The 13,641-nt window shown below is 71.4% G+C and carries 12 protein-coding genes; 5 read left to right on the plus strand and 7 right to left on the minus strand.

Features of this window, described 5'->3' with window-relative positions:
* Positions 1-38: 38 nt before the first annotated feature.
* Together IIE03_RS07685 and IIE03_RS07690 are read right to left on the minus strand one after the other, a co-directional pair.
* The gene (locus tag IIE03_RS07685; protein WP_192862163.1) at positions 39-917 is read right to left on the minus strand and encodes a hypothetical protein; all 879 of its coding nucleotides are present in this window, start codon (positions 915-917) and stop codon (positions 39-41) included.
* Entirely contained in the window at positions 914-1,978 is a 1,065-nt protein-coding gene (locus tag IIE03_RS07690) for an ABC transporter ATP-binding protein (protein ID WP_192862164.1), read from the minus strand. The genes IIE03_RS07685 and IIE03_RS07690 overlap by 4 nt, the downstream gene beginning before the upstream one ends.
* Before the next feature lie 310 nt (positions 1,979-2,288).
* Between IIE03_RS07690 and IIE03_RS07695 the strand changes: the two genes are divergently transcribed.
* On the plus strand, positions 2,289-3,155 hold the full coding sequence (locus IIE03_RS07695; RefSeq protein ID WP_192862165.1) for a Bax inhibitor-1/YccA family protein: 867 nt from the start codon (positions 2,289-2,291) through the stop codon (positions 3,153-3,155).
* 201 nt (positions 3,156-3,356) lie between these two features.
* On the opposite strand, the gene IIE03_RS07700 is transcribed toward IIE03_RS07695, so the two are convergent.
* On the minus strand, positions 3,357-5,369 hold the full coding sequence (locus IIE03_RS07700; protein WP_192862166.1) for a glycoside hydrolase family 15 protein: 2,013 nt from the start codon (positions 5,367-5,369) through the stop codon (positions 3,357-3,359).
* A gap of 143 nt (positions 5,370-5,512) precedes the next feature.
* Positions 5,513-6,445, minus strand: coding sequence for a DMT family transporter (locus IIE03_RS07705; protein WP_192862167.1), 933 nt, complete (start codon positions 6,443-6,445; stop codon positions 5,513-5,515).
* Between the two features lie 152 nt (positions 6,446-6,597).
* On the opposite strand from IIE03_RS07705, the gene IIE03_RS07710 reads away from it, so the two are divergent.
* Together IIE03_RS07710 and IIE03_RS07715 are read left to right on the plus strand one after the other, a co-directional pair.
* On the plus strand, positions 6,598-7,527 hold the full coding sequence (locus tag IIE03_RS07710) for a LysR family transcriptional regulator (protein WP_192862168.1): 930 nt from the start codon (positions 6,598-6,600) through the stop codon (positions 7,525-7,527).
* Positions 7,528-7,668: 141 nt separating this feature from the next.
* Entirely contained in the window at positions 7,669-8,070 is a 402-nt protein-coding gene (locus tag IIE03_RS07715; RefSeq protein ID WP_192862169.1) for an FKBP-type peptidyl-prolyl cis-trans isomerase, read from the plus strand.
* 54 nt (positions 8,071-8,124) lie between these two features.
* Here IIE03_RS07715 and IIE03_RS07720 read toward each other — a convergent pair whose 3' ends face one another.
* From IIE03_RS07720 to IIE03_RS07730, 3 genes are all read right to left on the minus strand, one after another.
* Positions 8,125-10,107, minus strand: a complete 1,983-nt coding sequence (locus tag IIE03_RS07720; protein ID WP_192862170.1) for an adenylyl cyclase — start codon at positions 10,105-10,107, stop codon at positions 8,125-8,127.
* Between the two features lie 154 nt (positions 10,108-10,261).
* Entirely contained in the window at positions 10,262-11,560 is a 1,299-nt protein-coding gene (locus IIE03_RS07725) for a class I SAM-dependent methyltransferase (RefSeq protein ID WP_318842861.1), read from the minus strand.
* A 9-nt stretch (positions 11,561-11,569) separates the two neighbouring features.
* Positions 11,570-11,968, minus strand: a complete 399-nt coding sequence (locus tag IIE03_RS07730; RefSeq protein WP_192862171.1) for a DUF5997 family protein — start codon at positions 11,966-11,968, stop codon at positions 11,570-11,572.
* Between the two features lie 22 nt (positions 11,969-11,990).
* Between IIE03_RS07730 and IIE03_RS07735 the strand changes: the two genes are divergently transcribed.
* Together IIE03_RS07735 and IIE03_RS07740 are read left to right on the plus strand one after the other, a co-directional pair.
* Positions 11,991-12,929, plus strand: coding sequence for a LysR substrate-binding domain-containing protein (locus IIE03_RS07735; RefSeq protein WP_318842862.1), 939 nt, complete (start codon positions 11,991-11,993; stop codon positions 12,927-12,929).
* Positions 12,930-13,026: 97 nt separating this feature from the next.
* Positions 13,027-13,629, plus strand: a complete 603-nt coding sequence (locus IIE03_RS07740; RefSeq protein ID WP_192862173.1) for a hypothetical protein — start codon at positions 13,027-13,029, stop codon at positions 13,627-13,629.
* Positions 13,630-13,641 lie beyond the last annotated feature (12 nt).

A 13,641-nucleotide genomic window follows, 5' to 3' on the forward strand; every position in this document is an offset into this window, starting at 1 on the left:
GGTCACGGTGTGACCGACCAGCCGCCGTCTGTGCCCGATCAGGCGTCGCGGGTCTTGAGAGAGATCGCACCGGCCGTCAGGACCGCCGCCGTGTACAGGGCGAGCATCCCGATGCCGACCCACGGGTCCAGGATCTCGGGTGTCTGCGCGGCTGCCGGTGTGATCGCCGCGCCGGCGATGCTCGGCAGGAACTTGTTCACGTCGAGCACCCACGGCACCTCACTGGCCGCGATGGTCGCGATACTGAAGACGATCGGGATCACCAGGAAGATCGCCACGACCGTGAAGATGGACCCGGCCGTGTGCCGGATCAGCGTGCCGACCCCCAGAGCGAAGAGGGCGACGAGCACCGTGTACAGGACCGTTCCGTAGAGCTGGCGGACCTCGTCACCGTCCGCCCAGTCGACCGTGATCCCGTTGGGCTCCAGGATCGGGTAGGTCACGAGCCACGCGAGAGCGAGCGACAGGGCGACGAGCACGGCGGTCACCCCGGCGAGCACCAGAGCCTTCGCGAGGTAGGCACCCAGCCGGTGGGGCGCGGCCGTGAACGTCGAGCGGATCATTCCGGTGGAGTACTCGCCGGTGATCAGCATGGAACCCAGGACCGCGACCACGAGGGCGGCGAATTCGTAGCCGCCGGTGATCACGAGGGGAGCGGTGAAGATGTTCCCGCCCATGGCAGCCCGCTCCTCGGCGGAGGCATCCGCGAACTGGTTCGTGAACAGCTGCGCCACGATCGCCACCAGGAAGCCGAAGCCCACGAGGATCACCACCGTCGAGCCCAGCGTCCACCAGGTGGAGCGCAGCGACCAGAGCTTGATCCACTCCGAGTGCAGCAGGCGGCCGAAGGTCACGTTCTTCACCGTCACACGGGACGACGGCGTCGTGGGGGTGGGCGTGTCGAGCGTCGTGCTCATCGGTCGCTCACCTCCCGCGCGGACGCCGCGGGAGCGGGGGCGGCGTGCCGCCCGCTCCGCGATCCCGCCGGGCGGTCGGCGGGCGCCGGGTCCACGGCGAGGTGAGCCCCGGTCAGGGGCCGTGGCGCGGGCTGCGGCTCCTCCGCGCCGTCGGCCAGGTCCTCCGAGCGGTACTCCACCGCGTCGGCGGTGAGGGACATGTACGCCTCCTCCAGCGTCGATTGGATCGGGGTGAGCTCGTGCAGCACGATCCGGCCCGCGGCGGCGAGTTCGCCCACCGACGCCGCGTCGGGTCCGACGACCTCCAGGATGTCGGCCTCCGGGGTGGCGACCTTTGCGTCCTTCTCCCTCAGGAGCATGGCCAGATCACCTGCCTGCGGCGAGCGCACCCGGACGTGCTTGCGTTCCGACGCCGCGATGAGCTCGGCGACGGACGTGTCGGCGAGGATCCGCCCCCTGCCGATCACGATGACGTGGTCCGCGGTGAGCGCGACCTCGCTCATCAGGTGGCTCGACAGGAAGACCGTGCGGCCCTCGGACGCGAGATGCTTGGCGAGGTTGCGCACCCAGATGACGCCCTCCGGGTCCAGCCCGTTGACCGGCTCGTCGAGGATGAGCGTCCTCGGGTCGCCCAGCAGGGCAGCCGCGATGCCGAGGCGCTGGCCCATACCGAGCGAGAATCCGCCGACGCGCTTCTTCGCGACGGACTCCAGCCCGGTGAGCTCGATGACCTCGTGCACGCGCTGCTGGGGGATGCCGTGCGTGGCGGCCAGGGCGAGGAGGTGGTTGAACGCGGAGCGGCCGGAGTGCACGGCCTTGGCCTCGAGCAGCGCGCCGACCTCGGCCAGCGGGCGCGCCAGCTTCGCGTACGGGTGCCCGTTCACGGTGACGCTGCCGGCCGTGGGCTTGTCCAGGCCCATGATCATGCGCATCGTCGTGGACTTCCCGGCCCCGTTGGGCCCGAGGAAGCCGGTCACGCGGCCGGGCTGGACGGTGAAGGTGACGTGGTCGACGGCGGTCTTGGAGCCATATCGCTTGGCGAGACCGTGAGCCTCGATCATGGTGCGCTCCTGCGTGGATGAGTCATGCTGATGGCTTTTCACTCTCTGGGTGCTGGGGCGTCGGGCCGTCGGGTCCGACGACGTGGGGTAGTCACGACACTAGGGCGACCCACCGACACCCGTCATCGAAAGTCACCCTGAATCATCCCTGAGAATCCGCGAATCATCCTGGAGGCGGAGCGGGGTCATCCGATCGACCTAGGTCGGCAAAACCGGGCGGGAACCCGTCGGCACGCCGGGAGGGCGGCCCGGGAACTGTCCGGGTGTCGGTGACGTTCACTAGCATGGGTGCCACGACCAGGAGGAGCACATGAGGAACCCCGTCTTTTCGAACAGTGACGTGTTCGGTGAACCGCGTCGCACCGGGGCGCCGCGAGGCGCCCAGGGTGGCACTGCCACCGCCCCCAATCCCTACTCCCAGTACGGCTCGGCAGGTCAGACGGCGATGGACGCCGACCAGCTCGGTGCCATGTACGACGCGCCGTCCGCCACCACGGCCGACACCAAGCGCCTGACGTACGACGACGTGATCATCAAGACCGGCGGGCTGCTGGCCCTGCTGGTGGTCGTCGCCGCGGCGACCTGGACGCTCGTGCCGCCGCCGATGCTCTCGATCGCGCTGTGGGGCGGCCTGATCGGCGGCCTCGTGCTCGGTCTGGTGAACGCGTTCAAGAAGAACCCGAGCCCCGCGCTGATCATCGCCTACACGGTGTTCGAGGGTGTCTTCCTCGGGGCGCTGTCGTTCCTGTACAACTCGATGTTCGAGGGTGCCGTCACGCAGGCCGTGATCGGCACGCTCTGCGTCTTCGCCGGCTCGCTGTTCCTCTACCGGAGCGGCAAGGTCCGGGTCACGCCGAAGTTCACGCGCTTCCTCATGATGGCGCTGGTGGGCTACGCGCTGTTCTCGCTGGTCAACTTCGGCCTCGTGATGTTCGGTGTGCTCGACGGCTTCGGGATGCGCACCGGCCCGCTGGGCATCATCATCGGCGCCGTGGCGATCATCCTCGCGGTGATGTCGCTGATGGTCGACTTCGAGTTCATCAAGCAGGGCGTCCAGCAGGGCGCCCCGGCCAAGATGGCCTGGGCGGCCGCCTTCGGCCTGCTGGTCACCCTGATCTGGCTGTACACGGAGATCCTGCGCCTGATCGCGATCATCAATATCTTCAGCGGCGAGTAGCCGTCCGCCGAAGCACCACGCCGCCGGCCCGGGGCCGCCTTCCTCGCGAAGGCAACCCCGGGCCGGCGTCGTCCCTGCGCCGCGGCCTCCCTGCGGCCAAGAACGACAGGAACGTTGTTACAGAACTCTGTAACAACGTTCCTGTCGTTCTCGGCGACGCGACACGGCGCGCGTCGGAGCATCGGGCGCCCGGCGCGCCGGTCAGACTCCCTCGGCGTCGGCGAACACGTGGTTCTGCCGCTCGCCCTGCTCCGCGCGGATCACGTGCATCACCGCGTTGATCAGCGCGAGGTGGGTGAACGCCTGCGGGAAGTTGCCGAGGTGCCGGCCGCTCGACGGGTCGATCTCCTCCGCGTAGAGGTTCAGCGACGACGCGAACGACAGCAGCCGCTCGCACAGCGCCTTGGCCCGCTCCAGCTCGCCGATCTCCACGAGCGCGGACACCAGCCAGAACGAGCAGATCGTGAACGTGCCCTCCTCGCCGGCCAGGCCGTCGTCGGTCTCGTCGACGCGGTAGCGCAGCACGAGTCCGTCCTCGGTGAGCTCGTCCGCGATGGCGAGGACCGTGGCGCGCACGTTCTCGTGGTCGGGCGGCAGGAACCGCAGCAGGGGGACGAGCAGCAGGGACGCGTCCAGCGCCGGGTCGCCGTAGCGCTGTGTGAACACCCCGCGGTCGTCGACGCCCTTGGCAAGGATGTCGGCCCGGATCTCGTCCGCGATCTTCTGCCACTGCTCGGCGTAGTCGTGCTCGTCGTACAGCCTCGCGAGCTTGGCGCCGCGGTCCATCGCGACCCAGCACATCAGCTTCGAGGAGGTGAAGTGCTGCGGCTCCCCGCGCACCTCCCAGATGCCGCGGTCCGGCTTGTGCCAGTGCTTCGCGGCCTCCTCGACCTGGCGCTTGAGGATGGGCCACAGTGACTCGGGCAGTTGCTCGCGCGAGCGGGTGTGCAGGTAGACGGAGTCGAGGACGGCACCCCAGACGTCGTGCTGCTTCTGGTTGTACGCCCCGTTGCCGACCCGTACCGGGCGGGCACCCTCGTAGCCCGACAGGTGCGCGAGCTCGGCCTCCTCGAGGGTCTCCTCGCCGCCGACCCCGTACATGATCTGGAGCTGCTTGTTGTCGCGGCACACGTCGTGGATGAACGCGAAGAAGTCGTTCGCCTCACGGTCCAGGCCGAGCGTGTACAGGCCCCACAGCGCGAACGTCGAGTCGCGGATCCAGGAGTACCGGTAGTCCCAGTTGCGCTCCCCGCCGGGCGTCTCGGGAAGCGAGGTCGTCGCCGCGGCGATGAGCGCGCCGGTGGGGGAGTAGGTGAGCCCCTTCAGCGTGAGCGCGGAGCGCTGCAGGTAGATGCGCCACGGGTGGTCCGGGAACTTGCCCTGGGTGATCCAGTCGCGCCAGTACTGCTCCGTGCGCCACATCGCCTCGACCGCCTCGTTCCAGTTCGTGGGCGCGGGCTGCGAGCCCCACGACATGGCGACGAAGTGCGTGGTGCCCTCGGTCATCCGGGTGCGGGCGATGGCCCGCCGGCCCTCGAGGCCGAAGCGCAGGTCCGAGGTCAGGCTGATGTCCGGGTTGTGCTTGCCGAGCTTCGCGGTGACGTTCGAGTAGCCGCTGTTGTCGTAGGACCAGGCCGGCTCGTTGCGCGCGTAGTTCGGGCGCGGCTCGCACATCACCTCGAGGTCGACCGTGCCGGACACGCACTTCACCGTGCGCAGCAGGATGTGCTCGGCGTCGTTGTCCGTCGGGGTGCGGCGGTGGGTGCCGGACCGCTTGTCGACGTCGTGCCACGGCCCCATCACCATCGCGTCGCGCACGACGAGCCAGCCGGTCGGCGTCTGCCAGGTGGTCTCGAGGATGAGGGTGCCCGGGACGTACCGGCGCGCGACGGGAACGCGGACCCCGTACGGGCTGAGGCGGAACCGCCCCGCGCCGCGGTCGAGGAGCGCCGAGAAGATGCTGGCCGAGTCGGGCCGGGGGATGCACATCCACTCGACCGCGCCCGACGGGGCGATGAGGGCGTTGGCCTCGCAGTCGGAGAGGAAGCCGTAGTCGGCGATCGACGGGAACTTGCTGCGCCAGTCCCACGCCTGGGGCGACGCGCCGTCGCTGGAGGTGTGGCCCTTGACCGGGCGCTTGAGGGTGTCGGCACGCTTCTGCGGGCGCCGCCGGGCCGCCTGTGGAGCCGCGGCCTCGGGTGAATCCGTCGTCATGGACTCAAGGGTTCCCCACGCCTCCGTACTTGGACAAACCATGGGCGCAGCCGTCGGACTTCTTTTGACAGCGCTGCCGCGCGGCAGCGTGCCGCCGACTCCGCGATGACCTGAGGCGGAGCCGGCGAGCGCGCGAGCCGTCCTCAGCGTGTGCGCGGCCGCCGCGTTGCCAGGATCACACCGCCCAGGCTCAGTGCACCGCCGATCAGGACGATCGGGCCGGGCACCTCGCCGAGCAGCCACCAGGAGAGCAGCACGGCGATCGGCGGCACGGCGTACGTGGTCGCGGACAGTCGGCCCGCCGTCGTGTGCGACAGCGCGTATCCCCAGGTGGCGAATGCGATCGCCGTCGGCACGACGCCGAGGTAGACCACGCCCAGCGTGGCGCCGACGGGCGCCGCGGCCACCTCGGCGATCAGCGTCCCGGTGAACGGCAGGGCCGCCACCGTGCCCGCGAGGCAGCCCAGCCAGGTCATGGTCAGCGCGTCGACCCGCGGCAGCATCCGCTTCTGCAGGAGGGCGCCTGCCGAGTAGAGCACCGCGGCGGCGAGCCCGAGGAGGACGGCCTCGAGGTCGGCCGTGCCCGACGACGACGCCCAGGCGATCACGACCACGCCGGTGAACGCGACCCCGATCCCCGTGAGCAGGCGCGCCGGGAACCCCTCGCCCAGTGTGAGTCCGGCGACGACCGCGGTGAGGATCGGCGCGAGCTGCACGAGCATCGCGGCCGTCCCGGCGTCGAGCGTGCGCTCGGCCGCGTTCAGCGCGATGTTGTAGACGCCGAACCACAGCACGCCCCACACGATCACGCCCGCGAGCAGCCGGCCGCGCGGGATCCTGAGCTTCCCGGTGACGGCCGCCAGCACGGTCAGGGCGAGCGTCCCGACGACGATCCGCCCCAGCGTGAGCGCGCCGGGGGAGTAGTCGTGCCCGGCGGCCCGGATCCCGATGAATGCCGAGGCCCACAGGACGACCGTCACGCCCGCGGCGAGCGGGACCAGGTAACGGGCGCGGGATCCGGACGGCTCGTCCGGGAGGTTGTCCCGGAGCTCCGGGACGACGGCGGTGGAGTTCATGTCGCGAGCATCGCCCGCGTCCGCGGGTCGTGTCCGGCGGTTTTCGGACAGGGCATCGGCGGTCGTCATGGCAACGATGCTCGCCCGCGACGACCATGAAGCACAAGCGACTTCTTCTGTACGACTCTTCAGTTTCGCTGTAGATTGGTTCCATGCTCGACGTCCACCGTCTCCGCGTGTTCCGCTCCGTGGTCGCCAGCGGCTCGGTCGCCGCGGCGGCCGCCAACCTCGGCTACACGTCCTCGGCCGTCAGCCAGCACCTCGCCGCGCTGCAGCGTGAGACCGGCCTGACCCTCCTGGTCAAGGCCGGCCGCGGCCTGCGTCCCACGGCCGCCGGCCTCACCCTCGCGAAGGAGGCCGACGGCGTGCTCGAACGCCTCGGCGCGGCCGAGACCCTGGTCTCCGACCTGCGCGAGGGCCGCACCGGGACGTTCAGCATCGGCTACTTCGGATCGGTCGGCGCGTCGTGGCTGCCCGACGTCGTGCGCCGGCTCACCACCGACTTCCCCGGCGTGCGCCTCGACCTCCAGCTGCGCGACGACATCCCCGACCTGCCCGAGGAACGCCCCGACCTGCAGCTCGTCGTCATGATGGCGGAATACGCGCGCGCCGCGGGCTTCACCGCACACCACCTGCTCGACGACGCCTACGTCGCCGTCGTCCCCGCCGACCACCGGTTCGCGGGCAAGGAGGAGATCGAACTCGCCGAACTCGCCGACGAACCCTGGATCGACAACGACTTCGCCCGCGGCTGGTGCCGCCGCAACCTCCTCGAGGCCTGCGCGGCCGCCGGCTTCAGCCCCACCTTCCACGTCGAGGCCCACGACTACCCGACGGCGCTCGCGTTCGTGGACGCGGGCATCGGGCCGACGGTCCTGCCCGAGCTCGGGACGATCGGCCTGCCGCCGAACACGGTGTCGGTACGGATCGTGCGCCCCACGCCGGTGCGCTCCGTGTACGCGGTGGTCGCGGATCCGGTCGCGGACACGCCACCGGTGCGTGCCGCGGTCGACGAGCTCCGCGCGGCGGCCGAGCGCGAGGCAGCGCGACGGGACGTGGCCCGCCGCGAGCCCGCGCGCTGAGAGCCGACCCCGGCAGGACCGGCGCGGCCGGCCTCAGGTGGCGATGCCGATGGCGGGGCGCGGCCGCCGGCCCTCGCGACGTAGGGTGGACCGGTTCGGGCGCCAGGACCCTGGCGCCAACCCGACCGAGAGGCAGTTCTCGTGACTACGCTCCCCACCGTCGAGTGGCAGGCCGGCGGCAAGCCGGCGCTCACCTTCCCCGAGGGCGACGCCCCCGCGGGCCTGCAGGTCCAGGTGCTCGAGGAGGGCACCGGTCCGGTCGTCGAGGCCGGCCGGACGATCGTCGTCGACTACCTGGGACAGACCTGGGGCGGCGGCGTGTTCGACAACAGCTACGACCGTGGCACCACCATCGACTTCCCGATCGGCGTCGGCGCCGTGATCGGCGGCTGGGACAAGGGCCTCGTCGGCCGGAACGTCGGCGACAAGGTCCTGCTGTCCATCCCGGCCGAGCACGGGTACGGGTCGCGCGGTGTGCCGCAGGCGGGGATTCCGGGCGGGGCGACGCTGGTCTTCGTCGTGGAGGTCAAAGGCGTCCAGTAGGGCCCTTGCCGGGAACGACCGGGACGGCGCGGCACGGCCGCGCCGTCCCGGTCGTCAGCTGGTGGGGTAGGCGATGACCTGGGGGGACGCAAAGCTGCCTACGGCTGGGGCGCCCGTGGTGTTGATGACGTGGTTGATCCCGCCCGAGCCGTTGAGGAAGACGCTCGTCATGGAGCGGAGGGTGACGCCCGGTGTCTCCGGGACCTGGATCCCCGACTCGGTGCGGATGTCCACGCCGTTCCAGAAGTACGAGTAGACGCCCAGGCCCACGGCCTCGTGGCGCCGCACGTGGTCCGCGACCCGGTAGGACGCGTATCCGAGGCGGTCGCCGTCCGTCCACGCCTCCTGGCTGGGCGGGTCGTACGGCAGCTCGCTCTGGTAGAAGACGGTCAGGCCGTCCTCGCCGTTCCAGACGGTCTGGTTCTCCTGGTAATGCTCCACGAACAGGCCCGTGGCGGTGACGTGGTCGCCGTTCACGACGACGCCGTGCGCGCCGGTGTTGTCCTCCCAGCCGATGCCGTTGCCGTGGTCCCCGCGCCAGGCCCAGATGTGGTCCAGCAGCACGTCGTCGCTGTTCACCTCGATCGACGTGACCGCCTTGCCGACCCAGGGCCCGCCCACGCGGACGAAGACGTCGGTCAGGGTGATCGGGTCGTCGCCGTCCCGGTGGTGCCCGAGGTGTGCGTGTCCGTGGCCGTGCCCGTGTCCGTGGCCGCGCCCCTTCGCCCACGACGGCGGGCACTTCTTCCCCACCTGGACCAGCACCTCGGACTCCGGCACGTTGGCGTCCACGGTGATGCCGGCGACGTGGATGCCGGGTGCGTCGCCGGTCACCAGCGCCGCGTTGCCGCGTGTCGGGGTCAGCGAGGCGTAGCCCAGGCCGAGCACCACGGTGTCGGGCCGGGTGACGCGAAGCGGGCGGTTCAGCTCGTACACGCCGGGCGTGAGGATCAGGTGCTTCCCCTGACGCAGCTTGCGGTTGATCGAGGCCGCCGTGTCGCGCTCGGCACGGGCGATGTAGAAGTCGTCGAGCCGTAGCGAGTCGCCCGCGGCGGCGTCCGTCGACCAGTTCACTCCCGAGGTCCCCGTGCGGGCATGCGGGGCGAAGACGCGCAGCTCGCCGTCGTCGGCGCGATAGAGGAACGGCTTCTCGCGGGTGACGGGAGTGGTGCCGAGCGACGTCTTCACGCCGACCGCGTCGTTCCCGGCCGGCTGGCCGAAGTCGGTGGCCGGCGCGCCGTCGACGCCGGAGAACACCATGTTCCAGACGCCGCCGTCCCAGGTTCCGACCTCGCTGTCGCGCGTGTACCACTGCTGCTGCGAGCCGGTCGTGATGGTGCCTTCGACCCGGGAGTTCGCCAGGTAGCCGCCCGACGCGTACTCCCCGAACCGGCCGAACACCGTCAGGTCGCCCCGGACGTCGACCCGGCGCAACGGGGCCGCCTGCGACACGGCGTAGCGCATCTGGTGCGGCTCCGCCACGCCGGCCGGGAAGGGGCGTTCGGCATCCTCGGCCGTCGGCCGCTGGATCGGGTTGAACCCGAGGTTGGCCATGGAACGCCAGAAGCGGGTCAGCGAGCCCGGTCCCTGGCAGGCCCAGGGCGTGTCGGGGCACTCGACGTGCGGTTCCACGTGGATCGCGCCGTTGATCAGCACATCGCCCGGCACGGCGCCCAGACCGTCGACCGACTCGTAGTAGCCGAGCTCCGCGTTGATGATGCCCTCCGCCGTGGCAGGGTCGTCCTCGCCGGCGGCACTGCCGTACACGCCCGGCTCGAAGAACACCTGGTGCCGGTCCTGGCTGAACTCCGGCTCGTCGTTCACGGAGTCCAGGAACTCGTTGATCTCGTCCGTGGACCACGTCTCGTCGATGAACGTGACGTTCGGGCCGAAGTCCGGGTCCCCGGCCGGGGCGCCGTGGTCTCTCGGGTGAGCGGCCACCGACGTCGGGAGGGCGGCGACCACGCCTCCCGCGATCAGTGCGGCGGTGATGCCCGCGCCGACACGGCGCCGTGCCCGGGGAGAATGGGGTGTCATCGTCGACAATCCTTTCCGCGCTCAGGAGGCTCGCAGAACCCCCGAGCGGCGATGCTCGAGTTCCGTTCCGGGCGAGCTTAGCCGCACTGTACTTACGTGTCAGTAAGGGGAATTGCGGCAGACGACGCCGGGCGGGCTCCGTCAGACACGCCGGTCATGCCGGCCGGGTCGAGCGCGTCACCGTGAAGCGGCGGTCCCGGGCGATCTGCCGGGTGGGGCCGACGACGCGCTCCAGCGCGGGCCGGTACCGCAGCGCCGAGTTGAACACCGTCCAGAGTTGGCTGCCGGGCCGCAGCACGCGGCCCGCCGTCGCGAACATGCGGTGTGCGGCGTCGGTGCTGACCGCGGCCCGGTCGTGGAACGGGGGATTGAGCAGGACCAGGTCCACGCACGCGTCGGGGAGGGACGCCCCGGCGTCGTCCCGCACGGTCCTGACCAGGTGCCCGACGCCGTTCGCCGCCGCGGTCGCATCCGCCGAGGCGACGGCGGCCGCACTGCGGTCGGTCGCCACGACCTCGAAACCACGCAGCGCGAGCGCGGTCGCGAGGATCCCGCTGCCGCACCCGAGGTCGACGGCGAGCGCCGGCGCGGGCGCCCGCCGTTCCTGGCCGTCGCCCGCGCCCAGGTCACTCCCGTTCGCCGACGCCGGTGATCGCTGAGCCTCCGCGTGAGGCGCGCCGGGTGCGTCCTGGGCTGCGCCCGCTCCGCCGTCGTCGTCCATCGGCCCGCTGCTCGACGGCCAGCCGCCGGCCTGCTCCAGGAGGAACCGTGTGCCGCCGTCGAGTTCGGTGCCCGCGAACACCCCGCCGTGCGCGACGACGGTGACCGGCCCCGGGAAACCCGGCACGCCGCGCAGCACCTCGCGCACCGGGTAGGTCAGCGGTCGCTCGCGGGCTCCGGGCACGGGGTCGCGAGCGACGAGCAGTCGCGACTTCTGCCGTGCGAGCGACGGCTCCACCTCCGTGAAGAGCGCGCCGAGGACCTCGTTCATCGCGTGCGTCATGTGCTTGACGCGACCACCCGCGTACAGGACGACGTCGGCGGCGGCGTGGCGGGCGACCAGCTCCGCGATCTCGGTGAGCTCGGCCAGGGACTTCGGGAGCTGGAGCAGGACCACGCGCGCGTCCCGCAGCAGGTCGGCCCCGAGGGGGCGGTGGTCGAACGAGCCGCGCCGCGCCACGAACGCGTTGGCGCGGAGGGCGGCCGTCGCGTCGACGGCGTCCTGGTGGACGCGCACGTCGCGGGCGCCCAGGCCGATCGCGCCGAGCGTGAGGGCGCCGAAACGGTCGCCGATCGTGACGACCTCGCCGGGGCCCGCGGACCCGATCGCGTCCCGGGCCGTGTCCAGCAGCAGGCGATCCGTGGCGTCGACCGCGACCGGGCCATCGGCGCGGGAGCCGTCCTCGGGGTACGGGCGAAGGGCGCCGAGAGCGGCGGCGAGCGGATCGGTCACGCCGGGACGCTACTTCGACGGCGTGTCGCGGTGGCGCCTGGGCTTGTTCTCGGCGGCGCGTTCCTCCTCGGCGCGGACGCGCGCCTGGGTCTCGCGTTCGGCGAGGAGCCACTCCGGCGGATCCGCGCGCAGCTCGTCGATCTGCTCGGTCGTGAGGGGCTCCGTGATCCCACCGCGGGCCAGGCCCGAGATGGAGATGCCGAGCCGTCCCGCGACGACCGGGCGGGGGTGCGGCCCGTTCCGGCGCAGGTCCGCGAGCCACTCCGGCGGGTTCTTCTCGAGTTCCTCCAGCTCGGCGCGGGTGATGCCCTTCTCCTGGAACTCCGGCGGCGTCGCCGGGAGGAGGACGCCGAGCCGCTTGGCGGCGTTGATCGGCTTGATGACCTGCTGGGAGAAGGGGGTTGCCATGCCCCAAGAATATGCTTGCCTGGTGTCCGAGACCTTCCGCCTCGCCTATGTCCCCGGCGCCACGCCCGGGAAGTGGGCGAGAGTGTGGCGCGAGCGGCTGCCCGACGTCGCCCTCGAGCTCGTCCAGGTCGACCCCGCGGACGCTCCGGCCGCGCTGCGGGACGGCCGGGCCGACGCGGCGATCGCGCGGCTCCCGGTCGACACCGATGTGTTCTCCCGCATTCCGCTGTACGAGGAGATCCCGGTGGTCTGCGTGCACCGCGACCACTTCCTCGCCGCCCTCGAGCCGGACGAGGCCGTGGCGCCCGCCGACCTCGCCGACGAGACGGTGTGGCTGCCGCGGGACGACGTGCTCTACCGGGTTCCGGGTGATCGGCTGCCCGGGTCGGGGACGACGGCGGGCTCCGGCGGTTCGGTGGCCGGTGCCGGCGGGTCGGGAGCCGATGCGGCGCCCGTGGCCGTGCCCGGGCGGGCGCCCGTCGATCCCGACGGCGTGCCGCTCGAGCGGCCGGCGACGGCGGCGGGCGCGCTCGCGCTCGTCGGCGCGGCGGCCGGGATCACGGTGCTGCCGATGTCGCTGGCCCGCCTGCACCACCGGAAGGACGTGGTGTACCGCCCGCTCGACGACGGCCCGACGGCGCCCGTCGGACTCGTGTGGCCGATCGACCGGACGACCGATCTCGTCGAGGAGATGATCGGGATCGTCCGGGGCCGGACCGTCAACAGCTCGCGAGGCAGCGGTCGATCGCGATCCTCCGGGGACGGAGGTGCCTCACCGTCCGGTTCGTCCGCGGCCGACTCGTCGGCCTCGGGGCGCGCGCGAGGGCACACGCGAGGAGCGAAGGCCGGCGACCGCACGTCGGGCCGCGCATCCGGCCGCGGGCGGGACGCGTCACGGGGACGCGGGAGGAGCCAGCCGCCGAATCAGCGTGGCAGAAATAAGCGAAGAAAGGATAAATGAGAAGAAGTTTTCACCCTTCTCCTTTCGCCGTTATATCTACCGAGGTCTAGCTTCGAATGGTCGCGCCCTGACGCGACGGAACTCGAAGGAGAAACTCATGAACCGTGTCTCTGCACTCGGGGCCGCCGCGCTCCTGGCGGTCGGCCTCGGTGTCGGCCCGGCAGCCGCGTCGCCCGCCGCATTCGAACGCGGCGCAACAGTCGTGACCTCGCAGGACGAGGAGCCCACCTGCCCGAAGGAGGGCAAGGTCGATGTACCCGGCAACGAGCCCTCGGTCACCGTCTCCGCGCCCGAGGGCATGCTCATCTCCGGTTACTGCGTCAAGGCGGGATCGATCGAAGAGGGCGACGGACCGGAATTCGTCGAACTGCCTGAACCTCTGGCCGAGGTGACGATCACACATTCGTCGGGCAAGGACATCAGTCACTACACGCTGTTCCTGGTGCCGGTACCGACGCCGACACCCACGCCGACTCCGACCCCGGAACCTACTCCGACCCCGACGCCAACGCCGACCCCCACGCCGGGGCCGTCGGAGGAGCCGACGCCGGAGCCCTCCGAGACCCCGACCATGGTCCCCGACGGGCCTGACGAGTTGTCCTCGACGGGTGCCGGCCCGGAGGCCGGCTATGCGCTGATCGCACTCGCACTGGCCGGGGGTGGCATCGCCCTCCTCGTGCTGCGGCGCCGTCGCGTCTGACCTGACATCAAC

The sequence above is a fragment of the Myceligenerans pegani genome, from assembly GCF_014892515.1.
In the GTDB taxonomy this organism is placed as follows: Bacteria; Actinomycetota; Actinomycetes; order Actinomycetales; family Cellulomonadaceae; genus Myceligenerans; species Myceligenerans pegani.

Coding starts and splice junctions, on each gene's coding strand:
- IIE03_RS07720 (WP_192862170.1), bottom strand. CDS start 10,107: ATGACACCCCATTCTCCCCGGGCACGGCGCCGTGTCGGCGCGGGCATC.
- IIE03_RS07730 (WP_192862171.1), bottom strand. CDS start 11,968: ATGGCAACCCCCTTCTCCCAGCAGGTCATCAAGCCGATCAACGCCGCC.
- IIE03_RS07695 (WP_192862165.1), top strand. CDS start 2,289: ATGAGGAACCCCGTCTTTTCGAACAGTGACGTGTTCGGTGAACCGCGT.
- IIE03_RS07700 (WP_192862166.1), bottom strand. CDS start 5,369: ATGACGACGGATTCACCCGAGGCCGCGGCTCCACAGGCGGCCCGGCGG.
- IIE03_RS07690 (WP_192862164.1), bottom strand. CDS start 1,978: ATGATCGAGGCTCACGGTCTCGCCAAGCGATATGGCTCCAAGACCGCC.
- IIE03_RS07705 (WP_192862167.1), bottom strand. CDS start 6,445: ATGAACTCCACCGCCGTCGTCCCGGAGCTCCGGGACAACCTCCCGGAC.
- IIE03_RS07710 (WP_192862168.1), top strand. CDS start 6,598: ATGCTCGACGTCCACCGTCTCCGCGTGTTCCGCTCCGTGGTCGCCAGC.
- IIE03_RS07685 (WP_192862163.1), bottom strand. CDS start 917: ATGAGCACGACGCTCGACACGCCCACCCCCACGACGCCGTCGTCCCGT.
- IIE03_RS07740 (WP_192862173.1), top strand. CDS start 13,027: ATGAACCGTGTCTCTGCACTCGGGGCCGCCGCGCTCCTGGCGGTCGGC.